19 protein-coding genes and 3 pseudogenes are annotated in these 23,910 nt (G+C 59.9%); 8 read left to right on the top strand and 14 right to left on the bottom strand.

Going from position 1 to position 23,910, the window contains the following annotated elements; translation table 11 throughout:
• Window positions 1–322: 322 nt before the first annotated feature.
• Both ABIA45_RS24965 and ABIA45_RS24960 read right to left on the bottom strand, forming a co-directional pair.
• The gene (locus ABIA45_RS24965; protein WP_404654096.1) at window positions 323–1,180 is read right to left on the bottom strand and encodes a DMT family transporter; all 858 of its coding nucleotides are present in this window, start codon (window positions 1,178–1,180) and stop codon (window positions 323–325) included.
• A gap of 415 nt (window positions 1,181–1,595) precedes the next feature.
• The gene (locus ABIA45_RS24960; RefSeq protein WP_404654095.1) at window positions 1,596–2,939 is read right to left on the bottom strand and encodes an IS5 family transposase; all 1,344 of its coding nucleotides are present in this window, start codon (window positions 2,937–2,939) and stop codon (window positions 1,596–1,598) included.
• A gap of 408 nt (window positions 2,940–3,347) precedes the next feature.
• Here ABIA45_RS24960 and ABIA45_RS24955 point away from each other — a divergent pair.
• Window positions 3,348–4,371, top strand: a pseudogene (locus tag ABIA45_RS24955) (IS110 family transposase).
• Between the two features lie 568 nt (window positions 4,372–4,939).
• On the opposite strand, the pseudogene ABIA45_RS24950 reads toward ABIA45_RS24955, so the two are convergent.
• A pseudogene (locus ABIA45_RS24950) lies at window positions 4,940–5,394 on the bottom strand (Lrp/AsnC family transcriptional regulator).
• A gap of 115 nt (window positions 5,395–5,509) precedes the next feature.
• Here ABIA45_RS24950 and alr point away from each other — a divergent pair.
• From alr to ABIA45_RS24925, 5 genes and pseudogenes are all read left to right on the top strand, one after another.
• Window positions 5,510–6,655 (top strand): alanine racemase, encoded by a 1,146-nt coding sequence (gene alr / locus ABIA45_RS24945; protein ID WP_404654093.1) that lies wholly within the window; start codon window positions 5,510–5,512, stop codon window positions 6,653–6,655.
• 51 nt (window positions 6,656–6,706) lie between these two features.
• Window positions 6,707–7,950 (top strand): annotated as a pseudogene (locus ABIA45_RS24940) (D-amino acid dehydrogenase).
• Between the two features lie 575 nt (window positions 7,951–8,525).
• Window positions 8,526–9,986 (top strand): hypothetical protein, encoded by a 1,461-nt coding sequence (locus ABIA45_RS24935; RefSeq protein ID WP_404654092.1) that lies wholly within the window; start codon window positions 8,526–8,528, stop codon window positions 9,984–9,986.
• Window positions 9,980–10,354 (top strand): hypothetical protein, encoded by a 375-nt coding sequence (locus tag ABIA45_RS24930; protein ID WP_404654090.1) that lies wholly within the window; start codon window positions 9,980–9,982, stop codon window positions 10,352–10,354. The genes ABIA45_RS24935 and ABIA45_RS24930 overlap by 7 nt, the downstream gene beginning before the upstream one ends.
• Complete coding sequence (locus ABIA45_RS24925; protein WP_404654088.1) at window positions 10,351–11,037, top strand: hypothetical protein; 687 nt, start codon at window positions 10,351–10,353, stop codon at window positions 11,035–11,037. Before ABIA45_RS24930 ends, ABIA45_RS24925 begins: the two co-directional genes overlap by 4 nt.
• Here the strand turns inward: ABIA45_RS24925 and ABIA45_RS24920 are convergent.
• Together ABIA45_RS24920 and ABIA45_RS24915 are read right to left on the bottom strand one after the other, a co-directional pair.
• On the bottom strand, window positions 11,034–11,195 hold the full coding sequence (locus tag ABIA45_RS24920) for a hypothetical protein (RefSeq protein ID WP_404654087.1): 162 nt from the start codon (window positions 11,193–11,195) through the stop codon (window positions 11,034–11,036). The two genes, ABIA45_RS24925 and ABIA45_RS24920, sit on opposite strands and share 4 nt — an antisense overlap.
• Before the next feature lie 186 nt (window positions 11,196–11,381).
• Window positions 11,382–11,660, bottom strand: a complete 279-nt coding sequence (locus ABIA45_RS24915; RefSeq protein ID WP_404654085.1) for a hypothetical protein — start codon at window positions 11,658–11,660, stop codon at window positions 11,382–11,384.
• Between ABIA45_RS24915 and ABIA45_RS24910 the strand changes: the two genes are divergently transcribed.
• A complete protein-coding gene (locus tag ABIA45_RS24910; RefSeq protein ID WP_404654083.1) occupies window positions 11,659–12,462 on the top strand; it encodes an AbiV family abortive infection protein in 804 nt (267 codons plus the stop codon). The genes ABIA45_RS24915 and ABIA45_RS24910 overlap by 2 nt on opposite strands.
• Here the strand turns inward: ABIA45_RS24910 and ABIA45_RS24905 are convergent.
• From ABIA45_RS24905 to ABIA45_RS24895, 3 genes are read right to left on the bottom strand one after another with little or no spacing between them, the layout of a single operon-like run.
• Window positions 12,459–12,929 carry a Mov34/MPN/PAD-1 family protein gene (locus tag ABIA45_RS24905; RefSeq protein ID WP_404654081.1) on the bottom strand — a complete coding sequence of 157 codons (471 nt, stop codon included), beginning with the start codon at window positions 12,927–12,929 and terminating at the stop codon, window positions 12,459–12,461. The genes ABIA45_RS24910 and ABIA45_RS24905 overlap by 4 nt on opposite strands.
• Window positions 12,904–14,631, bottom strand: coding sequence for a ThiF family adenylyltransferase (locus ABIA45_RS24900; RefSeq protein WP_404654079.1), 1,728 nt, complete (start codon window positions 14,629–14,631; stop codon window positions 12,904–12,906). The genes ABIA45_RS24905 and ABIA45_RS24900 overlap by 26 nt, the downstream gene beginning before the upstream one ends.
• Window positions 14,628–15,845, bottom strand: coding sequence for a nucleotidyltransferase (locus tag ABIA45_RS24895; RefSeq protein WP_404654078.1), 1,218 nt, complete (start codon window positions 15,843–15,845; stop codon window positions 14,628–14,630). Before ABIA45_RS24895 ends, ABIA45_RS24900 begins: the two co-directional genes overlap by 4 nt.
• A 108-nt stretch (window positions 15,846–15,953) precedes the next feature.
• On the opposite strand from ABIA45_RS24895, the gene ABIA45_RS24890 reads away from it, so the two are divergent.
• Entirely contained in the window at window positions 15,954–17,087 is a 1,134-nt protein-coding gene (locus ABIA45_RS24890; RefSeq protein WP_404654076.1) for an SAVED domain-containing protein, read from the top strand.
• A 245-nt stretch (window positions 17,088–17,332) separates the two neighbouring features.
• Here the strand turns inward: ABIA45_RS24890 and ABIA45_RS24885 are convergent, their stop codons facing one another.
• Genes ABIA45_RS24885 through ABIA45_RS24860 form a run of 6 tightly spaced genes read right to left on the bottom strand, consistent with a single transcriptional unit; the run spans window position 17,333 to window position 23,906 of the window.
• Window positions 17,333–18,370, bottom strand: coding sequence for a hypothetical protein (locus ABIA45_RS24885; protein ID WP_404654074.1), 1,038 nt, complete (start codon window positions 18,368–18,370; stop codon window positions 17,333–17,335).
• Window positions 18,277–19,650: a hypothetical protein gene (locus ABIA45_RS24880; RefSeq protein WP_404654073.1), complete on the bottom strand. Its 1,374-nt coding sequence runs from the start codon at window positions 19,648–19,650 to the stop codon at window positions 18,277–18,279. The genes ABIA45_RS24885 and ABIA45_RS24880 overlap by 94 nt, the downstream gene beginning before the upstream one ends.
• Window positions 19,647–21,695 carry an AAA family ATPase gene (locus ABIA45_RS24875; protein WP_404654072.1) on the bottom strand — a complete coding sequence of 683 codons (2,049 nt, stop codon included), beginning with the start codon at window positions 21,693–21,695 and terminating at the stop codon, window positions 19,647–19,649. The genes ABIA45_RS24880 and ABIA45_RS24875 overlap by 4 nt, the downstream gene beginning before the upstream one ends.
• A complete protein-coding gene (locus tag ABIA45_RS24870; RefSeq protein ID WP_404654070.1) occupies window positions 21,692–22,222 on the bottom strand; it encodes a hypothetical protein in 531 nt (176 codons plus the stop codon). Before ABIA45_RS24870 ends, ABIA45_RS24875 begins: the two co-directional genes overlap by 4 nt.
• Window positions 22,222–23,541 carry an SIR2 family protein gene (locus tag ABIA45_RS24865; protein ID WP_404654069.1) on the bottom strand — a complete coding sequence of 440 codons (1,320 nt, stop codon included), beginning with the start codon at window positions 23,539–23,541 and terminating at the stop codon, window positions 22,222–22,224. The genes ABIA45_RS24870 and ABIA45_RS24865 overlap by 1 nt, the downstream gene beginning before the upstream one ends.
• A complete protein-coding gene (locus ABIA45_RS24860) occupies window positions 23,538–23,906 on the bottom strand; it encodes an XRE family transcriptional regulator (protein ID WP_404654067.1) in 369 nt (122 codons plus the stop codon). Before ABIA45_RS24860 ends, ABIA45_RS24865 begins: the two co-directional genes overlap by 4 nt.
• Between the last annotated feature and the right edge of the window lie 4 nt (window positions 23,907–23,910).

Below are 23,910 nucleotides of genomic sequence, written 5' to 3'. Positions count from 1 at the left end.
GTTTCTTTTAGGGGTGACGTCAGCGAAGAGCGGGCGACGTTGCGAACTCAATGCGTCCGAACACAATGTTGGCGGTCTGCCCGAGAGCGCTCTCGCGTCGAATGGCAGGCGAGGATCAACCTGAGTTGACCGGAACCGCGCTTCCTCTTTCATTCATGACATGACGGCATAACGCCGTCCCGCATTGTTCCCTATGCCGCGTGGTCGCCGTAGATTTGGCAGTTGATTGCGCTCTCTGCTTCATCTCGGTGCCGCTCTCGACCACGTTGCGGTTGGCTGTGAATGTTGCATCGGAATGCTCCGTCTTGTCTGCCTGACCGTTCTACTTGTGAATGTTTACGCCGACCAAGGCGACCGAAGCGCCAAAAAATATCAAGCCAGAACCGAGCCACATCGCAAGTGTAGGAGTTGTGTCAAAGCACAACACGTCAATTGCCAAGCTGGCTGGAAGACGAACGAAGTCGAATGGAGCCGCGCGCGAAAGGCGAACGCGAGCGTAGCCGCTGACGAGGGCGACTTGAGCCAGTACAGCGAAAACCGCAAGGAGCAGCAACAATGCCCAATCGGCGGGAGATGGCCAAACCCAAACAGGAATTGCGATCGGAAGGCCGATAACTGAACTCCACAGCATAAAGCTAAGGGACATTTGTCCGGGCCCGGCCGTGTTTGCTAGGCGCCTTACCATCACAATCGCAATACTGTCGAGGATGGCTCCGATCAATCCAACGACCACCCAGATGTCGAAATCGTCCAAGCCCGGTCGAGTTATAACAAGCGCGCCTAAGAATCCTATCGTTGCGGCACTTCCGGTGGCAAAGCCACGAGATTCCTTCAAGAGTAGCGTGGAAAACAGCATGCAATAGATCGGTGATGTGTAGGATATCGATGAAACCAAAGTGAGTGGGAGCTTCGACGAACAAGTGGCGAATGCTGCGAAGCCGCCGTAGCCGAGCGCTGATCTGAGAAAGTGCTCCTTCGAAACGTAAGCTCGGAAGTCTAGGCGACTATGTCTAGGGACAATAAAGAAGAGCAGCGGCGCGGATATCAAGCTCCGCAGGACGACGACCTCAAAGGGCGAAAGAGTCTTGGTTACAATTTTGATGATAGCTGCCATCGCAACCAACATCAGGCCGGCGAAAATAACATTCGCTATCCCGCTGAGCTCTGAATCCCGGATCATCTGTTCAAGTGAAAAACATAAAATGACGAGGCGAAACGCGCGAGGTTAACCCTGCTAGCTGTCTGCGCTCAAAATTCCAGCCAACCAGCGAGTTCAATCTGACAGTCGGGCTGACCCAATGCGCCGGGCGTAAGAGCGCGCTCTTCGGCATAGCGGGGATGCAGTGCTCTTCGATGTCGCCTGAGCGGGGAGGAGTGTCCGGGCACAAAGGGAGTCCTTATCTTGAAGTATGTGCTGAGCATTGGGGGCGTTGAAGTTTCCGCCCGTTTACTGTCAGGACAGGCTTTCACCATCAACTACCAGAAATGGTAGGCCTCGCCGGCTCGCGACGCTTTTAGACTCCGCCGCTGTGCCGACTGGAGCCAAAGTCTCTAACATTGCCCTTCGCAGTGAGCGCCTACTCGTTAGTCGATCGTTAACAAGCCGAATTGGGCTGAACTGGACAGTTGAGCGTTGGCCAGAGTGATAGGAAGAGGGACAAAAGCTCTCTGAGCCAAGCCAGGACGCGGCGGAGGTTGTGGCCAACGGCCGAGAGGAGAACGTTAGCGGCATCTCCGGCGCGGCCTTTGAGATAGCAGCGGCCAAGGTGACCGTCGTTCTTCATGTGTCCGATGATGGGCTCGATGGCGGAACGGCGGCGTAGCTCGCGCTTGATGACGCCGAAGACGCCGCGCTTCTGGCCCGAGATGAAGACGCGGCGGGGACTTTGTGTGTCGTGGCCGCGATATCCCTTGTCGACATAGGCCCGTTCGATCGGGCAGCCGGTGAGGCTCTCGGTGCGCTCGATGACGTCGCGAAGGGTGTGACCGTCGTAGGGGTTGTCCGGCAGTGAGCAGGCGTGGAGCACGAACAGGCCGCCGGGAGCTCTTTGGTTGTTGGTGACGATGGAGGCCTTCACGCCGAACTCATAGGGGGCGGCGGCCTTGCCCTTGCCGATGCACTCGACCTCCGGAGCATGGAAGGAATACAGCTTCCAGCCGCGCTGGCGCTGCTGCTGCGAGCGGATCTGTGTGGCTAGGCTCAGCGGCAGGGCGAATGCCTCCTCCAGTGCGGGCTGGCCGTCGGTCTTGCGGCGAATGTCGCGGATGATCCGGCCCAGCCGGCTGCGCAGGATGCGCAGCTGTCGCTGATGCCGGTTGAATTGCTTGGCATGGGCGTAGCGGCCCGCCATCATTGCCGCGCTTTTGGCCACGCGAACATAGGATTGCCGCAGCCTGCCCCCGTGCTTGCTCGCCAGGCGGTTCAACCCGCGGATCGCTGCATGCAGCAGCTTCGCGTCGGTCGGAAAGCTGATGGCCTTCGGTTGGACGGTCGTGTCGACCGTGACCCGCTTGAGGTCCTGGCTGCGCAACGCGCCGGTCTCGTGTGCCACCCGAAGGCTCTCGGCCAACAACCGCTCCAGCTTGTCGCCGAGCCGCTTGCGCCAGTGGCTCAGGTCTGAGCGCTCATGCGGGAAAACGTGCTGGAAAAACTCTTCGCCGGTGAAGAACTGGAAGTACGGATCGTGGACCCAGCGCTCGCATACCCCCTCATCGGACAGGCCGTAGATGTGCTTGAGCAGCAGCAATCCTATCATGAAGCGTGTCGCGATACCCGGCCTGCCGTTGTCGCTGTAGAGCGGCGCGATCTCGCCGTCGATCCAGTCCCAATCGACCCTGCCGGCGAGCAGAACCAGCTCGTGTCGCATGTTGATGATCTGGTCCAGCCGGGACCGGAACAGATCATTCGAGCCTGTCGTCTTGTGCTTCTTCGGTCGCATCGGTCCCTCCGATGCACCACAGAATCACGGTTCGAAGCGGCAGGGAAATCCAAAATCGAAATTGCAGGGTTTTGGGCTGTGAACCCTCAATCCCCTGCAATCTCGAATGCCGCCGCAACCGGAAAACAGACTCCCAATCAAGTGCTTGGAGGCTTGTTCACGGACAACTCGTTACAGTGCAACAGAAGGGCTGGCATTGCTTTGTAAAGGATGCTCGTTTGCTGCGCATCCCAAGTGCCACGACGATCTGTTAGCGACTTGTTAGCGGATCGAGTATGGAGTGAGTTCTAGATGCAGTAATGGGCCCGGCTCCAGAGCAAGGGTCATGATGGTGGCTGTCCCCCGATAGATGATGAAACGGGGTCACGACTTGAGTCGGCCCCAAGCATCTGGAGACGGAGGACAGCCGTGGAGAATTATGCCGGAATCGACGTGTCTTTGGAACTGTCGAGCGTGTGTATTTTGGACGCCCAGGGTAAGATCCTGAAGGAAGCGAAGGTCGCGAGCGAACCCGACGCCTTGGTTGAGTTTTTTGAGACGCTCGGCTTTGCAGTGAAGCGGATAGGGCTGGAGGCTGGGCCGCTGTCGCAATGGCTGCATGCAGGCCTGAAAGGTGCAGGATTTGAAACAGTTCTGCTGGAAACGCGGCACGTGAAGGCTGCCTTACCCGCAATGACGGTCAAGACGGATCGCAAGGATGCCGGCGGGATCGCCCAGTTGATCCGGATGGGATGGTTTCGGCAGGTACACGCAAAGTCGGTTGATGCGCAAGAGATCCGGGCACTTCTGATCGCACGCAAACAGCTTCTCGGGCGGCTGATCGATGTAGAATTAAGTATTCGGGGGATTTTGCGCGGCTTCGGTCTGAAGGGGGGCCCGGTGACGCGAAGGAATTTCGAAGCACGGATTCGAGAGTTGGTTGCAGGCCAGGCGACATTGGAGCGCATTGCTGGTGCGATGCTTTCGGCACGATCGGCCCTGAAGGCGGAATACGGAAGACTACACAAGGCTGTGCTGGCAATTGTGCGTGATGATGCAGTCTGCCGCCGGCTTATGACAGTACCAGGCGTTGGTCCCCTGGTGGCCATCACCTACAAATCAGCGATTGATGATCCTCAAGTCAAAGGCAGCAGGCGCGCTGTTCGGGCTCACGCCAAAGAAATATCAATCGGGAGAAAAGGACGTCACTGGCGGAATCACGCTGGCCGGCGATGAGACGGTGCGGACGGCCTTGTACGAAGCCGCCAACGTTCTGCTATCGCGCATCACGCGGTTCTCAAAACTCAAACGCTGGGGGATGGACGTCGCCAAGCGGAGAGGCTCGAAGCGCGCAAAGGTCGACTTGGCACGCAAGCTCGCGGTGATCCTGCATCGGATCTGGGTCGATGGCACAACCTACCGATGGGCCGAAGCGGGCTCAATCGCAGCATAGAAGACGTGGAGGAGATCAAGAACGCAACCGGGATGAACTGAAGCCCGGTGCCCGAAGTCCCGTCGCCGGGACGGTGGATGCGATGAAGCCGTTACACGCCCGGTGGCCGTCGTCCGACGAACCACGCGTATCTAGATAGGCTCACCGCTCCCTCTGAGAGCATGATGTGGCGGCCAGGCGTCGACCACGAACAGAAGCATGGGCTTGGCGGCGTGACGTTCACTCGGGAGGCTTGACATCATCGGGCCCATTACAGAAGGGTCTGTACCTAATTAGCGAACTCTGATTCCCACGCAGCGGGTTGATTCCACGCGGGGAACTTCGATGTGCAAAGGACTGTTCTGGCTCAAGGACAAGCAATGGGCTCGCAACTCGCTACGACAAATTAGCCAGGAACTTCTTGGCTGCCGTCCATCTTGCCGCCCTAGATCAGTTGAGTTCGAGCCCTAGTCGGCTTGACCGACAGCGCAGCAAGCGACAGGCGTCCGCGCGTATTCAGCGTTCAAGTACTGCTAAGGGACGCATCGAATGAGAGATATAGGAGCTCTATTGGCCGAAAAAACGTACATCAGCGCCGAGCGTTTGTTCGGCTTGCAAGCACGTTTCTAATCGAAAAGCTGGAATGAATCCGTGAGATGCCGGGAAGGGTCGAGAGGATCTCCTTGTGAATGCGCTCGAACTCGACAGCATTGGCCGCCTCCACTCGCAAGAAGTAATCCGCTCCCCCAGTCATGAGATAGCACTCCTGAATCTCCGGATACTTGCGCACCGCGGCTCAAATTTATTGAGATAATCTACCGTCTGCCGTTCCAACGTGATGTTGATCAACACGGCAAGACCTTGTGAGCCGGAACTGATCTCGACGAGTGTCGTATACCCGCGAATGACGCCGGCCCTCTCGAGCAGCTTGATACGCCGCAGACACGCCGAAGGAGAAAGCCCAACTTCCTGCGCCAAAGTTACATTGCTCACCCGGGCATTTACGCGGAGCGCACGCAAGATATTGCGATCTATGCTGTCCATAGGTCTTGCACGATTATTCGAAAACTTCGCAGATTGTTCGAATCCTTAACAGTTCTCGAACAATCGAGCAAGGAATTGGCCAGCACTTGCTCGAATGTTGCGTTAGCCTTTCCTCATGGAAAGCGAAGAGACATTGGAGCGGACTGCTCCTGGGGCGGTGCTCGCCGGGAAAGCGCAGGGCTTCCCCGGCTACATGACCGTCGATTTGGCAGCGTTGCGCCGGAATTTTCAGCGCATTGCATCGATGACGAGGCCAGCTCGCGTATCAGCAGTGGTCAAAGCCGATGCCTATGGCTTGGGTGCCATCCGAGTGGCGGAGACGTTGCTTGAAGTCGGCTGCAGAGACTTTTTCGTGGCGCATGCGGAGGAGGCCATCGCGTTGCGGCCTCATATTTCCAGCGACGCGCGGCTCTTCGTGCTAAACGGCCTCTTGCCCGGTGCGGAGGCTGCTTGCGCGTCGGCCCAAGTCACTCCTGTCATCAACTCGCTCACCCAGCTTTACCGTTGGCGCACTCAGGCGCGTGCCGAGAGCCGACGTCTCCCCGCCGTTCTGCAATTCGATACCGGCATGTCACGGCTCGGCTTTGCGCCTGCCGATCGCGCTGCGGTGCGTGAGGAGATCGCGCAATCGCCGGAGCTCGAAATTCACTACGTCATGAGCCATCTGGCCTCCGCAGATGAGCCTGCCAAGCCCCAAAATGCCGCGCAGCTCGCAGCGATGCAAACGGTTGTAGAGGAATTCGCGCCGGTGCCCTCCTGCTTCGCCAACTCCGCTGGCGTCCTGATGGGCAAGGACTATCACGGCTCTCTCGTTCGTCCGGGACTCGCGCTCTATGGCGGTGCGCCGCAATTGGATGGAGCAAATCCGATGGAGCCCGTCGTCACCCTCTCTGTCGCGGTCGCGCAGACCCGCACGGTCCCGCGCGGCACACTGGTCGGCTATAGCGGAACGCACGTAACTAACGAGTGCACCCGGCTTGCTACACTTTGCGCTGGCTATGCAGACGGGCTTCCACGCAGCCTGAGTGGCCGCGGAGCCGTCTACTTCGAGGGTCAACGCCTGCCTATCGTGGGGCGAGTCTCCATGGACAGTTTGACAGTCGACATCTCCGATCTGCCCAACGACGCTCTCGATCTAGGGAGCCTCGTGGAAGTGATCGGTCCTCATCAGACCCTCGAAATGCTGGCGGCTGACGCCGGGACGATCTCCTACGAAATTCTCACCGGCCTCGGTCGTCGCTTCTTCAGAAGCTATTGCTGAACGTTCATCGCAGATGAGCCGGCATCTTCAAGCAAGACGTTGGATTAGAAAATGAAAGTAACGATTCTAGGCGCAGGCGTTATCGGTGTCACAACCGCATATCAACTTGTAAAGCTCGGGCACGAAGTCGTTGTTCTCGATAGGCAGTCAGGCCCAGCGCTTGAAACGAGTTTCGCGAACGCGGGTGAGGTTTCGTTTGGTTATTGTTCGCCGTGGGCTGCCCCGGGAATTCCCGTGAAGGCCGTCAAGTGGATGCTCATGCGCCATGCGCCGCTGATCCTTCGCCCAAAGCTTGATGCGGCGATGTTGTCCTGGCTCTGCCGCATGCTATCCAACTGCACGGCAGGCCGATATGCGCTCAACAAGGGCCGGATGCTGCGTCTGGCTGACTACAGTCGCAGGGCGCTTGCCGAGGTGAGGAGTGAGGCCTCGTTAAGTTATGACGAGCGCATGCAGGGAACCCTGCAGCTGTTCCGAACTCAGCAACAACATCGGCAAAGGACGTGAAGGCTCTTGCGGCTGATGGTGTTCCTTTCGAGGTACTCGATCGCAATGGCTGTGTTCGGGCCGAACCCGCATTGCGCTACGTTCGCGACCGAATAGTCGGAGGACTTTTGACCCCGAAGGACGAGACCGGCGACTGCTTCAAGTTCACTAATGCACTGGAGCAAAAAGCCGCGGCGTTGGGGGTCGATTTCCGTTACGGACATCTCATCAATGGACTGGACATCGAAGGCGGCCAAGTGCGTGGCGTGATCACCGATCACGGGACTATTCGGTCTGACGCAGTCGTTGTCGCACTCGGAAGCTATTCACCGCTTCTCCTCAAGAAGATCGGAATCAAGCTGCCAGTCTATCCTGTTAAAGGGTACTCGCTGACAATTCCAATCACCGACGCATCGCGCGCCCCCGAGTCGACGGTCATGGATGAGACATACAAGATTGCGATCACCCGTCTCGGAGATCGCATCCGTGTCGGCGGGATGGCTGAAATCTCAGGTTACACCAATGATCTCGTCGATGCACGTCGGCAGACCCTGGAATATTCCGTAATGGATCTATTTCCCGGTGGAGATCCCAACAGCGCATCCTTCTGGTCAGGCCTGCGACCGATGACTCCCGACGGCACCCCAATCATCGGCCGGACGAAGATCAGAAATCTATTCTTGAATACCGGGCATGGCACTCTCGGTTGGACAATGTGCTGCGGTTCTTCGCGCGTCTTAGCGGACCTTGTCTCGGACCGCAAACCCGACATCGAAACAGAGGATCTTGGACTAGGGCGCTACCAATAGTTCTGTACAGAGGAACTGCTCTTGCAGAGCGATCTATAGTGCGGATCGCGACCGAGCCTCTTCCACGGCACTCATTCGATGATGTAGAGCGGGCGCTTCGCACAACGCTCAATGGCTTTCGGGCGCGTCCTTCCAGCACACGGCAGTCGACAATGGCGAAGCCGCATCTGTCCGCCCGGATGCGTTTGCCCCCACTCGTCATCGAGAAGAATGGCGCACCCGACACGATTCGAACGTGTGGCCTTCGCCTTCGGAGGGCAACGGTCGAAATTACGCAGCCATGCGGGGGACGACCCTCTCGATCAATCGCAACAATCGGGTGTTGCGTGTCCCCGCAACTAACGAGTTTTGCGAAAGCAAGGTATCCAAACCCCGGCTAAGGACGTCGGGCTCTTGTTCGTCACAAAGCTCAGGGTTACGACCAGCTCTCTTGTCAGCACAATGGCCAGATCCTCCGCCTCGCAAATGATCTCGCCTAATGGACCACCGAGCAGAAGACCTCAAGCACCGCTAACGGAGAAAATCGTCTAGGCGTCGCACGAACTCAATGATGCAAGGAGCGGAGAGTCCGGAGGTTGCCTCTCAAGATGGTAAGAGGTTCCGCATTTCCTCAGCAAAAAGGTGGCGGCGTCGGAACGTGGAAAATAATGGCGCTCGGGAGCCACGGTTGGTTCGAAGAACCGGATGTGGCTCCCGCTATTTCGAGGACGAATGGTCGATCCAAGATAGCAACACCACTCGACGGTCAGGTCGAGGATTGGCTTTCAGCTCAAGCCGCGAAGATTGAACCCTTCCTGTTCGCGATTGATCGATTCACTCGCAAACAGATCATTTCATCATTAGGTATGCCTGCGGGGAACCCAACTGCCATGCGGACGATATCGGGAAGTGAAGCGAGGGTACTGATCGAAAACCAGTTGGCCGCCCACGGCAACGGCGTGCTGTCCGTTCTCGCGCAATATCGCCGCGATGACGCGGTGGCCGCATGGCATGAGACGATCCGAGCCGTGGAGGAGTTCATCAATCTCCCGAAATTCGGCATCGCCGACGATCGGCTCCGCGCCTGGTTGTGCGCGGTCCGACTAGACGATGCGTTCGTAGCAAACCCAGGCCCGACCTGGCTGGCCGTGCGTCAGGCGCTGGCACCACATGTCGAGGCGCCGGTCATCTCTCGGTTTGCGCGGGTCATGCTCTACGCTGGCGCCATGGGTGCGGCCTTTGCCGCGCATGGCCTGGATGCCCGTAGTGCAGCCATCACGCTCGACACGATCGGCGGGGCGGTCGACTATTTTCAGTCGCGGCGACGGCACTTCGTATCGCTGGTGTACACCATGCCCTACGCGTGCTCCGGCGCGCTGGTTCTTCAGCCCTACGATGCGCTGACCGTTCTCATGCCGCAGGTCGAGCATAGCTGCATCGCCATCACCGGCTTCCATCAAAAGCTCGCGCTGCTCGACGCCCTGCCGGAGTTCAGCCTGGAGGTCGACCACATCGGCGCGATGGCGAGCCATGGCTTCGAGACCTTGGACGACTATTTTCTCGAACCGGAGCGCGCATCGATCCATGTGATGGCTGAGCTGCGTGGCGACCAGTTCACGATGCCCGCCATGGAGGCGCTGGATCGAGGGAAGATCTTTTCAGCCGCAGAACTGCGCAATGGCGTGAAGCTGATCGGCGCGACCTACGAGGCCTTCGGCCTCAAGGACTCCGAGTTTTCCGCCATGGGTCTGCTCGTTGTGGCCTTCGCGCGCCGTTGCCGCGACGACTATTATGTCGAGATCGGAAAGGAGAAATTTCGCTCGATGCTGCGCGCGCAGTCCGAGTTGGATCCCGCCGAGCTTGAGGCACTCCTCGTCAACAAGCCCTCGGACTACGCAACGAACACCAATGCCTATCAGCCATTCCTGGACCTGGGGATCGGGTCGTCTCGAACGTCAACCTCCTGTCGCGCTTTCTCTATGCGTTCAAGAATATTCACCTGGGCAGCCGCCGGCGCTTCCAGATCCATGCAGGCTTCATCTTCGAGGACATGGTGAAACGCGACCTCGAGCGCATGGGTTTCACCGTGACGGGCATCAAGCGGATCAATCGGAAGGAATTCGATGTCGTCGCTACGCGCGGCGGCGTCATCTTCAACATCCAGTGCAAGAATAACTGGATTGATCTTTCTAAGATTGAGGCTGAGCGCGCGCTCTTCGTCCGATATAACCGGTCCCTGACGAACTACTATGCTCGCGCCTTGAAGAAAGAACGCGGCCGCGAACATCTGCTGAAACAGGAACTGGGCATGGACAAGGTCGTGCATTACGTGGTCAGCCGCTTTCCGGTGATCGGCGCCGACCCCGCGGTGATCAACTACAATCAGATCGATCGGCTTCGTTTCGCCGGCCAGGCGGGCGCATGACGAATCCGGCCGATATTCGCGATCTGCTCTTGCGGTTCACTGGCCCCGATCTGACGCAGACGCTTGCGCGGATCGAGAGCGCGGTGCGCGGCGTGGCGGCGAAGGATTGCGCAGGCTTTCTCGAGAGCGCCGGCGTGGGTCGTGAGGCATTGGCGGCGGCCGCCGAAATGAAGCGCCTGGCCGGGCAGATCAATGTGACGATCCATGCGCTCGGCATCCTGCTCTGCCTTCCGCACATCCTCGAACCGGGCGAACGGGTCGAATATGTGTCGCTCGGCGCCGGGAATACCGGGCGCGATTTTGACCTGGAGACCAACCTGCGGGTCGCCGAGTTCAAATTCATTCGGTGGCGCGGCGGCGCGGAATCGATCCGCCAGAATTCCGTGTTCAAGGATTACCTGTTGCTCGCGGAGCATCCGACCGCGAAGCGAAAATATCTCTACCTCCTCGGCATCGAGCATGCCCTCAGATTCCTGCGGGGCGGTCGCGCCCTGTCGAGTGTGCTGAGCCGGAATGACAAGCTGCAGAAGATGTTCGCGGATCGCTTTGGCGAGGCGTTCCGGACGGTCGGGGACTATTATGCGGTCCACGCCGGCGCGGTGCAGATCGAGGATGTTTCGCAGTGGCTTTCGGAGCTGGCGGAAGAGTTGATCGCGGAGCCGGACGCTGGCGCCGACGACTAGGGAGCAGGGCGCGTGACGCGGGCGCGGCGGGCGGCGCGGCCTGCGGGCTGGCGCGTTGCGGTCAGGAGCGCTTCCTCCGCGGATTTCTGCGGTCCCATGAAGTCCATGCGATCGGCGATGTAAGCGCCGAACGCGCGCGCGTCTTCGGCCGATGGCATCGAAACGCCGTATGTGAGCGGGAGAAACGCGGTCAGTGCGATGCGGTAGAGCGGTGCGGCATATTCGAAGATTGTCCGCTGCGGCGTGGGGGAGAAAGAGATTGCTGCGCTCGACCGGATTGCCGTGAAGGAAGTCGTTCCGGCATTCGTAGAGCACTTGATAGAGCCAGGACGCTAAGGTGCGCTTCACCTTGGTCTTGCCGCCCGTGTCGTGCGCGCCAGCGCCGTCACGTCGCGAAAGATCGGCGGTGCGGCCGCGTCCAGGATCAGGACCGAGGGCTCGAACTTCTGCCCGAAGTTGTCGGCAAAACGGTTGAGGAAACGCCGGAGCGCCGGATGCGTCCGCTTGAGGGCCGCAACGCGGTGGTCGTTCGCGGGCGCGAGCGCCGCGATCTCGCAGCCGATTGCAGTTTCCAATGGAATATTCGGCAGGACGAATACCGGCGTCCAATCGGCGGCGGTCATGTGCTATTCCCGTCTCGACGGCAAACGCCTGCAGTCGCTGAAGTATTTCTGCTTACAATATGCTGGAACAACAATGAACGATATCAAGCAAGAAGACAGGGGAGAGAAGGCTGCGAAGCGCGACCAGGCGCCTTTGGCGGTTCTCGTCCGCGGCGCCGAGAAGACATTTGATAATGCCGAGCGCCTCTTTTACGAGGCGCAGCTTCTGGCGAAAGCCGGCGCGATGGCGCGTGCCCTTTGCCTCCACCAGATCTCCCTTGAGGAGTGTTCGAAGGTCAACCTCGGCGCCTGGGCGGTCAGCCTGGTTCTTGGGTTCGAAGTCGATCAGAAGAAGGCGCTGGCCGCCTTTGGTCGTCACGCGGCCAAGAACAAATCCAATGCATACATGTTGAAGGGCTCTGAGGCCGAGACCGATGCGAAGGCCCGTGGCGACTGGGAGGCCGCCATGGAGGCGTTCAGGCAGACCCAGAACGAATTCCACGAGACGTCAAACCGCGCCAAGAACGCCTCGCTGTACGTGGATTGGGTCGACGGCGAATTCGCCGCACCGAGCGAGCGCATCACCAACGAGATGCTGGCGGAGATAACGGAACGAAACGCCGAGTTTCTCGTCTATGCCCACAACGGGCTGAAGATGCTCAGGCGGCTGGAGACGTCGCCGGATGTAATGAAGAGCCTGCTCGCGCCTTTCGTCGAAGAGGCGGAAAAGCTCCGCGCAGAGAAGCCGGACGACTTGATGGCGGCAATGGAGGTGTTGCTGTCGGGCTTTCTCGAAGGGGGCAAGCAGAAGCTGAAGGGCTAGCAGCCGGCGTCAGGGGTGAGTGCGACATGCCCGGGCACTCCATGCCGGATGAACATGTATGCGGCGGCTTCGAAGAAAATGAGGTATCGCAGTCTGACGATCATCAAAGCGGAGAACTCGATGTCCCGCTCGCCATCCACCAGACTTTGCATGGACATCATGTCCTCTTGGCTCGGCCTTACCGGGAAGCTCGGATGGGAATGCCATTCACCGAGATAATTGAAGCGCCTGAAATCTGATCCCGTCTTTCGAAAGAAGGTTTCGAGGGCTTCGGCATGATGATCAGGGCTGCGGACGAAGTGAGCGGCCGTTCCGCTCGTGGCGTCGACGGAGAAATCGACGATACGGAAATGGTCCGGTGCGACCTGCTCACCCATCAGGATGCCGCCGATTTCGCGCCTGCCGGCTCGCCTCAGGCAGGTGCGAAAGCGGGCTCGCTGGTCACTTGGAAGACTGATCGTGACCATTGAACGCCGAGGGTAGGAGTTCACGAAGCAATTCCAGGCTCTCGGCCGCCGACGCGGAGTCTTGTTCGACCTTCCAAGGTTCAGAACCGGCGAGTTGAATGGGCCAGGTCTCGAACGGATCGGAGAAGATCCACCCTCGGCGTAGGCCGACAGCGTAGGCCGGAACGGGGAACGCACTTTCGTTGGGTTGAATGAGGACGTCCGTTGCGAAACGCGCCAAGTGTCCCGCGATGATTGCAACTTCAGCATCGTCGGCCACGAGCGGTGGCGCACCATCTCCCGCGGCCGCAGCGTAGGGTGCGGCAAAGCCTGCGAGCGGAGCAGGAATGCCATGCGCTTCGCACCAACCGTTGATCTGGTTGCGCGCGAGGTGGGGTTCGGGTTCGTGACCCGATCGAACGCGTGCCACGAGGCCGCCAATGCCGCCCGCAAACACTTCGCCCCATACGAGGGGTTTCAGGCTCCCCTTTGCGACCGCGGCGCAAAAGTTGAAACAGTGGGCGTCGGCGGTTGCGTCGACAATCAGGTCGCAGGTCTGCAGCGCCGACATCACGGAATCGGTGGAGTCTGCGCTTTCCTGCCCACCCAACGCCACCCGCCGCACTGTGATGTCGATCGTCCCTGCGATCTCCGTGAGCCGGGCCTTCAGCGCATCGACCTTATGAACACCGATCGCCGGAGCGCCGAGCTCGTTTCGGACGATGTTAGCCGCAAACAGCACGTCGTCATCGACAAGCGTGAATTGGTGCACGCCCGAGCGCGCGAGCATGGCGGCTACCTTGGACCCCAGCGAGCCGCAGCCGACGACGCCGACGCGTTTGGTCGCGAGAACAGCATAGTTATCCGGGAGCCGAGTGCCTGCGCCGACGTTGAGGATCCGCGAGCGCCCGAAGTGGCGCTTCTGACTACCATCATAGGCATAGAAGTGCGCTATATCGGTCCCGGATATCAACACCAAGTCCATCTCGCCAGTCGCGGCCAATGCCTGCTCACGCATCGTCGCGAAGCCGAGATCACCGAGCAAGGTTGCGATGCTGTCTTGCGTCGCAGTTGGCATCGGTGTTCCGACCGGAAGTCGAATCGCATGGCCTCGCTTGGTCGTCTCGCGAATTCCTGGGGGCCAGGCGCGCATGTCGGTGGCGCCGTCGATCTCGGCGATCGTGACGGTGAACGTTTCGCCGTGGTACTTTTCCGCCACGCCGATCTCGACGGATTGGCCAGGTTCGATCGCTTTCAGCCGCTCCTCGATCGGCGAAGTCAGCAGGAATCGGAAGTATGAGCCACGGACGCTTTGACCGATCGAGATAGAGTGCGCCGAGGGTAATTCGGGACCATCGCCATCGCGTTCACCGGCGATCAGCCGATGAGCGCTTTCGATCATCATGGCTCCGGTGACCGTGGTTTCCCAGTTGTCGGCGCGATGTTCCAGGCACAGGTTTCCGCCGGCGCCGTACTGATGACTCGACAACCGACTGCCATCGCGGGGGACGACGATAGGCGGGGCGTTGGGATGAAATTCGGCATAGGTCATCGTGAGCGGGACACCCTGGCCGTCGTGGTCGATCTCAAAGTCAACGGCGAGCGCGGCGCTATCCGACAGATACCATCGAACGTTCCTGAGCCAGCTCACGCGTTCGGCGAGCTCGGCGACGCTCTGACGTTCGGATCGGGCCCGTGCCGGATTTTCGAGCCACCAGATCATCCCGCGCCGCCGAACCCCTGCGGCTTCGTTGGAACGCGACTCCTGTCGGGAAAGGATAGACCCGCACTTGCCGGCGCAACTGATGCGGTTTTCAGCAGCGCGGGGCGTGCCGGGGGCTGGCGGCGGCGCGCTGTGCGATCGGCCAGCGAATCGCCGACACCGCGGCCCACGGTTTCGGTAATCAGGCTCCTATCGCTCGAACGGGCGGCTTGCGCGAATTCTGTCCTGGCCTTCTGCAGCCACTCGAAAAACGCCTTGGCCCGCTCAGGATGCTCTGCCCATTTATCGGCGAAATTTTCCAATGGGTCGGTCGGGTTCGGAATCCAATACTGGTTGTTGTGCCAAAGGATGTGCTTGTCCATGCCGGTCAGGATTGCGACCAGCGCCTGGCCGATCGTCTCTTCGCCATTGTAGGAATGTGCCGCCAGGGTGGTGATGATCACCGATATTGGCCGTTCGCCTTTGCGTTGCTCGAAACTGTGATCGCGGTGGCGCTTCAGGATCATAATTGCTGCCTGCAAAGGCGTGCGCACCTTGTAATCGGGGATCGCCTCGACGCTGGCCCGCGTGCTCTCCGCCAGCAAGCGCTTACGTCGTTCGAGAGCGGCTGCCATCCGGCTTTTGAACCACTCGCTGTAGCCTTTGGGGTTCGAGCGTGGCCAATCATCCGTGACGGCAGTGTAGGTCGGGCATTCGTTGTCGGTGATGGCGATCGCCGTGCCGGTCCAGCGCGCATCGAGGCCTCGGGCCTCCAGGAGGATGCGGGCGCTTTGACCATTGGGAACTGAAGGCACCACGTCCATGTGGAACTGCGCGCCGTCGGCATAATCCAGAACCCAGCAACGACGGCCCTCGCGCAGCGGTTTGCTCATGCTCTGCGCTTTGCGATACGCCTCGATCTCTGCGCCGAGCAAGATCTTCAACTGCTGTTGGCTGAGGGATGCCTTGGACAGCTTCTGAAACTCGCAGACCGAATCGATGTCGTACTCCTCGGCCTCGTTCGCGGGACGGATCGTGGTGCCGAGCCGAAACGACCCCTGCACGTAGACTTTCGGGCCGTATTGCCGGACGCTCGAAGCGTCGCGATGAAGCCAATCTCCCAGGGACTTGTAGCTTCGTTCCGCCTGCTCGTAGCGGCTGGGTGGCACGCTCAGCTCCTCGGCAAGATCCTCCAGGAATTCCTCGCTCTCGCGGGTAAGGGTCTGCTGGTCCAAAGGCGGCCTCCAAGTATGCCCAGGAGCCGCGTGTGGATTGTCAAACTGCGCGGTTGAGCTTTGAGGATAAAACGTGAACACTATACAGAGTCGGACCGGAACTTCACCATGGCAAAAACGCAAATCCCCCACAAAATTCAAACCTCTCTCTGGGCCAAGGCCGGAGGCCGGTGCGAATACCGGGGGTGCAATGAGGAACTGATCGGCGACCTGCTGGCTGGTCGCGAGGATGGGAAGTTCGGCTTCATAGCGCACATCGTTGCTGATAGCGCCGATGGGCCACGCGGGGACCCGGTTCGCTCACCCGCGCTCGCAAAAGATCTGAACAACCTGATGCTGCTCTGTGCGAAGCACCATAAGGGTGTGGATGTCGATTATCTCGCGGATCATCCGGAAGACGTCCTTCTCGAGATGAAGGCGGAGCATGAGGATCGAATCGCGATTGTCACCGGAATGGCGCAAGAGCGGGCCGCGCATGTCATCCGGTTTGCGGCCGATATCGGCCAGCGGGACGCGCTCGTTTCGACCCGTTCGATCTTCATGGCCATGCCACCCGACAGGCATCCCGCCGAAGGACGAACGATCGATATCGAATTGGTCGGATGTGACTATGCTGATCACGAAGCGGGCTATTGGACTGTCCAGCAGGATAACCTCCGCCGCGTCTTTGCTCGTAAGGTGAAGGAGCGGATTGAGCAGAAGGAGATCAAGCAGCTCAGTGTCTTTGCCTTGGCGCCGCAGCCTCTGCTCATCCAGCTAGGGCATCTCTTGGGAGACATCGTCCCGGTCGCGGTCCATCAGCGGTATCGGGAGCCTGCGACCTGGCGCTGGCAGCCCAACCAACCCGCGATAAGCTTCCGCGTCGAAGAATATTCGGGACCAGCAGCCGCAAACGTTGCGCTCAAGCTGGCGCTAAGCGCGACGGTGACGGACGATCGAATTCGGGCCGTACTCGGTGATGACACTGCTATCTGGTCCTTGACGGCGGAAAATCCGCATAACGACATTATGCGGCGGCCCGAGGATCTCGTGGAGTTCAAGCGTCACCTTCGGCGTCTGTTCGATCGGATCAAGGCGGTTCACGGGGAACAGGCCACCATCAACGTTTTTCCGGCACTGCCAACATCGACGGCGGTTGAGGTTGGAAGGATCTTGATGCCGAAAGCCGATTTGCCACTGCATATTTATGACCAAAACCGTTCCGTCGGCGGCTTCATCCCGACCTTGAAAATTGGCGAGTAGCGACAGGCGGACGGCAGCGAGGTTGGCGGTACACCTCCGCCTGCCGGCGCCAGACAGGACGCTGCGCTTTGCTTTGGGAGCTGAAACCGAAGCTGAAGCGGTCGTGATGTAGAAAGCGGATTCTTGAGAACTTTTCGATCACCTTGAACGATGGCCCGTCCGCGGCAGAGCAGGTGCTGCTTTCTCGCTATCAGCCAAGGATGCGTCTGACGCAAGCGAACGCGAGGAGCGTGATGTCAAGATGACTATTTGTCGACATCATCGAACACCGAGCGTTTCGTCGTGACGGGAGCTGAAAGTGAAGACTCCTCTTTCTTCTGCGTCACGATGTGCGTCCAATCAGTTTCGTCTTCGGAGCTATCGTCATGCTCGCGCTTGCGCTCTTCAATCGCCTTGACCGACCGTTTTACCCGATCGCGCGTGTCATCGATCATGGATGTGGTCTCAGGGTCGCCCGCCGTCGCCTCGATGCGGTCCAATACACCGAGAAGCTTCTTGAAATGGCTATCTGGCTCTTCGTCCAGATCTACATCCTCGGCGATCTCGTCGGCGCGTTCTACAAGCGACGGCAAGACCTTCGCGCGCAGCGCCAGCCCCAGCCCAACAAGGCGGGATGGCGGAATAAGTGCGAGCATATTCTCTTCGTCAAAGAAGGAAGTATCGAGGTCCGTAAGTGCGGCTGCCTCCAGACTGTCGGCTGCCTCCAAGCGGAGATCATCAGGTAAGACACCCTGATGATGAGCGCGAGCATATGCGTTTAGCCGAGGATCGTTGCCAATGAGGTCGGTATGCCAGCACGAACGCTGAAGCAGATCCGGAAATTGCTCAATCGCCTTGGCGAACACCGATTCGCTGGCGCGGTAGGACGAGAAGTGGAACAGCATCCAATTGCGGTGCCATTCGTCCGGCGTGCGGCCGAGCCGGGCGACCAGGGCGTCGTCGAGGATTGTGGGGATAACGAGCGCATCTCGAATGAGAGGCGAGCTCTCGCAGGTAAAGCTGCTGAGAATGGTGTCGACGGTTGCACCGCGTATGAGCGCCGCCATCATATGCGGCTTCTGGCGAAGGATCTCAGTCAGAGCGTCAGATATCGTTGGATGAGCGAAGGTCCATTTGGACCCGGAGAGCTTCAGGAAAGAGCCCTTCAGTTCAGTGAAACAATCTTGGATCTTCGTCAGGCTATAGCCTGTTAGGTCCGCGACTGCTTGGGCAGCAGGCACATCGTAGTCGCTTGGATCGAAGCCGGCTTGATGGACGTAAACGAGGATGAGCGCCGCCTGCAACTGATCATCCAGGCATTGACCGTGTCGATTAGATGTTCTGTTGGCTCTTGCATGAACTGAACTAGCGAGCTTTCGCGGGGCGCGAGCCCCTTCGTAAAGTTCGGGTCACCAAGACGTTCTGCGATACCCGGGAGGAAATCGCGTACAGCGGCGACCGCTGGGAGGTGGGGCTTGACGCTCGAACGCCAGCTCTGGCTCTGCTCGCCGAAATTGACGTGATTATAGAGTATCTGCGCCTTCTCTTCGAACGTGAGCTCGCCGACATCGACCACGGCGCTACCGTCGGCGAATTGAGCAAGGTTGCGTTGACCGAGCCGCCGCCTCGCCGCCTCGTAGATGTGTTTGCGAGACGTCAGGAGAAAGCGGTTGCCGTGCTTGACTGCGGCCCGCAGCTTGGAGAAGGCCGAGGCCCAGTCTTGCACATAGTCGTCGCGCAGCACGTTCGAGCCGAAGGCATCGTCGATCCAGAAGAAGCGGCCCGGATCGTTCGGATTCCAGCCCGCTTCAAAGTCGCGTGGACTGGTCAAAGCAAGAACGGTATTGGCCGGATTTTCCGAGGCTATTGTTGAGACGATCGCGCCAATTGCTGATTTTCCGCTTGAGGGATTGCCCAGCAGCAGCACTACGCCATGGTCGGAGATCGCGTTGACCGCGTCGCGATGGGATTTTGTCGGCACATAGGTGCGAAGCTTTGGGATCCAGCTATCAAGCAGAGCCCGGCTCTGCTCGCTCAGGCGCTCATCAACGATCGAGGTGAGGTCTCCCAGGCCGTAGACCTGTGGGACGAGGGCGCGCAGCCGCGCGCTGCTCCTGATGACCCTGACGATGTACTGGCGTCCAAGGATGTGCGGCTTGCGCACGCCGAGCGCCCGGAGCCTTGCGCGCATTGCGGCCGCGACCGGCGCATCTATGCTCATGTTCGTCATGAACGCGTAGGTGTCCGCCTGGCCGGCTTTGACCAGCTCCTCGACGTTCTCAATCTCAGCGGTGAGATCGCTGAGCTTTAAGGCCTTCGTGGCCTCGGACGTATGCTTGCACTGGACCGTGCCGATCGGCGGACCGTCGGTCCCCGAGGGGATAAGGAAGACCGCGTCCTGACCGCCGTCCTGGGCCTCGCGGAAGATTTCCACGGGCCTGCCGAGCACGACCTCGCATACCTGCGAGCAAAGATCCTGAAACGCCCGCCAACCGATCGTGTGAAGCGCTAGATCGCTCCACGGGCCGTGCGCTTGACGCTTGCGCGGTGCCGGAAGTTCGATTTGCACGCTTTCGATCGTCATGCGGTGGCGGCACCACGTAGAACGCCGACCGGCATCGGATAGATTTCCTGGTCAACCACCACGCTCGTGGTGCCGAGCGACCCAAGGTCAATGTCGAGACGTCGGCCGCCGTCTGTCGCGGTGCTCACCAAGCGCCGGCATAGCAGATCGGCCAGCGCGGGGTCTTCGACAGCACAGATTATCTGGCGCCCGTCCGAGCGAAGGGCGGCAAGCACTTCGACTAGATGGAGGGCCCTGAAATCGTCGATGTGCTGAACGGGATCGTCGAGCAGGAGAGACCTAAGTGGTGTCCAAGCTCGAGCGAGGTGGACGGAAAGAAGGAAGGCTAGGCCGGCTGCACGACGTTGGCCGCTGCTGAAGACAAACTGCGGGTTTAGGCCGTCTCCCACCTTGAGGCTCAGGAAACGTCGGACGTCGCCGCGGATGCTGTAGTCGATTGTCCGCCAGTCGGCGTGCGGTCGCAGGCGCTGGTAAAGCTCGTTGAGCAGGGGACTGATCTGAGCGAGCCGCTCATCGATGATTTCTGCACTCACGCGCCTGACAGAGCGTTCGATTTCGCGCGCCGCCGTAACGGCATTTTGAGACTGAGTAACTGCCTGAGCTAATTTCTCTATTTCGTCTCGCAGCGCTGAGATGTAGCTTTCGATCGACGCCATTCGCGATACCGCTTGCGAGGCCTCCAGCACGAGCAGCGCACGCTCAACGTCGATCAGTCGGTCACGTTCGGGAGAGATAGCCTGCTCGAGCGCGTCAGGATCTTGGATGAAGCGGTGATCGAGTCCCCACTGATTGTAGAAATCGACATGAGCCGCTTCCCGCTCGCGCAGCCGGCTCAGCTCCCCTGCATGAGTTTGAACTGCGGCGGCGGTTGTCTGCAACGTGAGGCTGGGTTGCCGTGCGTTCGCCTTCGCAGTCGAGAGAGCATCGCGAGCGGCCTGAACCCCCGACGCCAGTGATGTAATCCGCCGCCGCGCCGCGGCGAGACCGGCGGCGAACTCGTCCGACGTCCGATGGGCCGCGCAAAGGGGGCAATGATCGTCGTGCAGCCCAAGCCGCTCACCGTGCTCGACGAGAAGGCTCAGCGACGCCGCCATCGCGTCCATCTCTTCTTCCCGCATGAGGCGTTGTTCAGCTTCCGAGACGACTTGCTGTGCAGCCTCATGCTCACGCTCTGCCGCTTCATGCGCTGCCGATGCGGCCTCGCGGGTCGCAACAGCCTCTGGAGCGTTGTAGGCGGCCTGCGCCGATGCGACCTCGCGACCGAGTTGAAGCGCATCGCCCATTCGACCCAATCGGGCTCGTCCGTTTGCGAGCGCGTTTCGACCGGCAGCCAGCCGTGCGGTCAGCTCGGTGGAGGCATCCGGCACCGCGGTGGCGATCACCTGAAGCGCGGTGGACACATCCCCTGATCTGCTGAGCGCGGCTTGCGTTTCAGACTGCTGCGTCAGTCTGTCCGCCAGCCGCGAACGGGCAGCCTCATAAGCGGCCTCATCTTTATTGTGCGCGGCTTCGGCGGCAGCCACGACCTCCTTGGCTCTGCTACCGGCTTCCGAACCTTCCAGTGCACCGAGCGCGGAGCGGACGAGATCGAACCGCTCCGTCTCAGTGAGATCCAGGCTGAGCGCGGCGATCCATTCGTCACGGATGATGGACGTCCGGGTGAGCTGACGAAGTGCGTCGTCTGGTGCAGGTCCACGGCAAAGCGCGGCGTGGATTTCCTCTGGCGAGCGATCAGAGCCGGATTCCCGCGTTCGCGTGACAGTGAATGGCTTTCCGTTGTCGTCAACAAAAGAAGCGGTGACATAATGAGCTTTAGGAACACCTTCGCCGCGCCACCAAAGATAATCGCTGAGGCTTTCCTTCGCCGCCCTCTCCACGGCGTATTTGTCGATAGAGCCTGTGATCGCGAACTCGACAGCATCGCACAGCGTGCTCTTGCCCACGCCGTTGCGACCGGTGATGACGGTGAAGCCCCGTCCGAAATTGATCCGAACGAGATCCCTAAAGCCACGAAAGCCGCATACTTCAATGAAATCGAGCCTCATGATGTCGCTCCCAAGATGCGAGCGACCTCTGCCGGCGTGGTCTCGTTAAGGAACGCGGTAACAGCATCAGGAGGAATGTCCTTTAGCCTCGTGCGCAGTCTCGTTTCAAAGTTAGATGCGCCGAGCAGCGGCTTGGAGCGTATGGACAGCAACGGTAGAAGCGCCTTCTCGAGGTCATCGGCTGTGGTGATCGCGGCTCTGGCGATCTTTCGGGTCAAAGAGAAATCCTCTTCGATGCGCTCGATCTCGCGCCCTCGGCGCGCGTCCTGATGCGGGGTCAGAAAGACCGAATAGACGTTCCACGCTTTCGCTCCGGCGCCGCGCAGCGAAGCGGCATGCCGAGCGAGCGCGGCTTGCTGGTTCTCTTTCCAGGCCGTGAGGAGAGCATCTGCGGTGTCGAAGACGTGGACGAACCCCATCAGAGCCGCGTTTTCGAAACAGGTCACCGGGCCGGCCGAGCCAGTCCACGTCCAAGTTTCATATTGGGCGTCGCGAAGAAGGATTTCGGCTTGCGTGAATATGTCCATCAGATGCCCAACGCAGCTCTTGCCCCGGGAAGGTCGTACCATTCGCCGGCTGGGTCGGGACGAATGACGTCACCGGCGCGTCCGCTGCGCACGACGTTGTCGGGCACGCCCAAGTCCGTCGCGCCCACTGCCACAACGATGTCAGGCTGCATCGCGGCAGGCGGCTCGACGAATTTCCCCCGTAGCGTCCCGAGGATGGATTGCGCTCCGTTGAGGACTCGGATGCTCCGGCCGTTCAGATCATAGCCGTCGGCGCGTTGAACAGCGCCTGCCTGACGGAGCAGCAGTTGGAAGAAGCCGAGGGCTTCTGGATTTGCTGGGCGCAGGAGCTTGGCTGGCTCCGCCGCCGAGACGCCTTCGGCATCTCGCCGCAGACCATACAGAGCCTCGCTATCGAAATTCCCGACGTTCAGCCAAGCTGGATCACATTGGACTCCGGTGGCGTGCTCGAAGGCGGCCCGCCCGGCGTTCAGGACCTGACGAAGGTAGTTCGATGAGAACGCGCGACGAAGTTCGTCGAGCGCCATAGCCCCGGACTCTTGGACATGTTCGAACGTCACATTTTGTGCGTGCGCTATCTCCCAGAGCTGCGGGGCCTTCTGCTCGAGCGCATTTGTCGGCGAGAGGTCGATCACGGTCACGGACAGCGGCTGCACGTCGATCAGGGCGTCGCCGATCAGGGCATTGAGGTATTCCCAGTCCGACCAGAAGCCGACGACGAGCAGATCCTTCTGCCGGAGGTTGGCAGCCATCCAAACTTTGCTACGTGCAATCCGGGTCGAGATGGTCGGATCGTCGAGCTGCGAGGGCGCCCAGACCGTCGCTGGCCGATCGCGGTGGGAGCAACCATGGAATTTCAACAGCGGCGCCTGACGGACGGAATCGACGGTGGCTTCGTCGCCGTCGAGCGAGCCCCGGAAGTCCGCGCCGTAGTCCCAGGCGCGTCGCTCGATGAGGGTGTCGTAGTTGCTCGATATGCCGGCAACGGCGGCGCGGGTGATGAGAAAATCCGCTATTGCGGCATGTCCCGTGTTCGAAGGTCGCACAAATGCAGGCCAGGGCACTAGGTGTTCGATGAAGACCGATTGCAGGGTGTTGAGGCCCGCAAAGTGCTCGGCGAGTGCCTCGAGATTGTCCCGAAGAGCGATGTCGCAGTTCGGATCAGCTTCAAGACGATATTTGTCGAAGCACCGCTCGGCGACCGCGCGGGCCGATGGCAGGCTGCTGGGCGGCGCCATCGAAAGCCCCGCGCCGCAGACCACCAAGAGGCGGCCGGCATTCATAGAGGCTAGCAGTCGAGTGATCGTCTCAGGTGTCAAGCAAGCCTCCGCCGAGAGCCTACTCGCCGAATCGATGGCTTCGCTGGCTGAGTTAAGTCGCCGAGATGTTCGATCCTCACGGGCGGCCGCGCCGGCAGCTTTACCGTCAGTTCCAGTTTGCCACCAATCGCTTCGACGTAGCTGCGCAGTGTCGAGAGATACATGTCCGCCTGGTTCTCGATCTTGGAAACTGACGGTTGTTTGATGTTCAGCACGGTCGCGACATCTTCCTGGGCCTTGCCGGCGATTTGGCGCAACTCGCGCAGCCCTTCGACCTCCTGCCGGAGTTCGTCATAACGCGCTTCAATCTGCTCCTGCTGGTCGCGGGGCAGGGAAGCTATGACCTGATCGATGCTCCGTCCCATAGGA

This window comes from Bradyrhizobium sp. USDA 336 (assembly GCF_044908355.1).
Lineage (GTDB): Bacteria > Pseudomonadota > Alphaproteobacteria > Rhizobiales > Xanthobacteraceae > Bradyrhizobium > Bradyrhizobium yuanmingense.
This window is presented reverse-complemented; position numbering and strand designations above follow the sequence as displayed.

Coding starts and splice junctions, on each gene's coding strand:
- ABIA45_RS24910 (WP_404654083.1), top strand. CDS start 11,659: ATGTGCTATTCCCGTCTCGACGGCAAACGCCTGCAGTCGCTGAAGTAT.
- ABIA45_RS24960 (WP_404654095.1), bottom strand. CDS start 2,939: ATGCGACCGAAGAAGCACAAGACGACAGGCTCGAATGATCTGTTCCGG.
- ABIA45_RS24870 (WP_404654070.1), bottom strand. CDS start 22,222: ATGGACATATTCACGCAAGCCGAAATCCTTCTTCGCGACGCCCAATAT.
- alr (WP_404654093.1), top strand. CDS start 5,510: ATGGAAAGCGAAGAGACATTGGAGCGGACTGCTCCTGGGGCGGTGCTC.
- ABIA45_RS24920 (WP_404654087.1), bottom strand. CDS start 11,195: ATGCCATCGGCCGAAGACGCGCGCGCGTTCGGCGCTTACATCGCCGAT.
- ABIA45_RS24930 (WP_404654090.1), top strand. CDS start 9,980: ATGGTGAAACGCGACCTCGAGCGCATGGGTTTCACCGTGACGGGCATC.
- ABIA45_RS24880 (WP_404654073.1), bottom strand. CDS start 19,650: ATGACGATCGAAAGCGTGCAAATCGAACTTCCGGCACCGCGCAAGCGT.
- ABIA45_RS24965 (WP_404654096.1), bottom strand. CDS start 1,180: ATGATCCGGGATTCAGAGCTCAGCGGGATAGCGAATGTTATTTTCGCC.
- ABIA45_RS24875 (WP_404654072.1), bottom strand. CDS start 21,695: ATGAGGCTCGATTTCATTGAAGTATGCGGCTTTCGTGGCTTTAGGGAT.
- ABIA45_RS24915 (WP_404654085.1), bottom strand. CDS start 11,660: ATGACCGCCGCCGATTGGACGCCGGTATTCGTCCTGCCGAATATTCCA.
- ABIA45_RS24905 (WP_404654081.1), bottom strand. CDS start 12,929: ATGGTCACGATCAGTCTTCCAAGTGACCAGCGAGCCCGCTTTCGCACC.
- ABIA45_RS24900 (WP_404654079.1), bottom strand. CDS start 14,631: ATGATCTGGTGGCTCGAAAATCCGGCACGGGCCCGATCCGAACGTCAG.
- ABIA45_RS24925 (WP_404654088.1), top strand. CDS start 10,351: ATGACGAATCCGGCCGATATTCGCGATCTGCTCTTGCGGTTCACTGGC.
- ABIA45_RS24860 (WP_404654067.1), bottom strand. CDS start 23,906: ATGGGACGGAGCATCGATCAGGTCATAGCTTCCCTGCCCCGCGACCAG.
- ABIA45_RS24890 (WP_404654076.1), top strand. CDS start 15,954: ATGGCAAAAACGCAAATCCCCCACAAAATTCAAACCTCTCTCTGGGCC.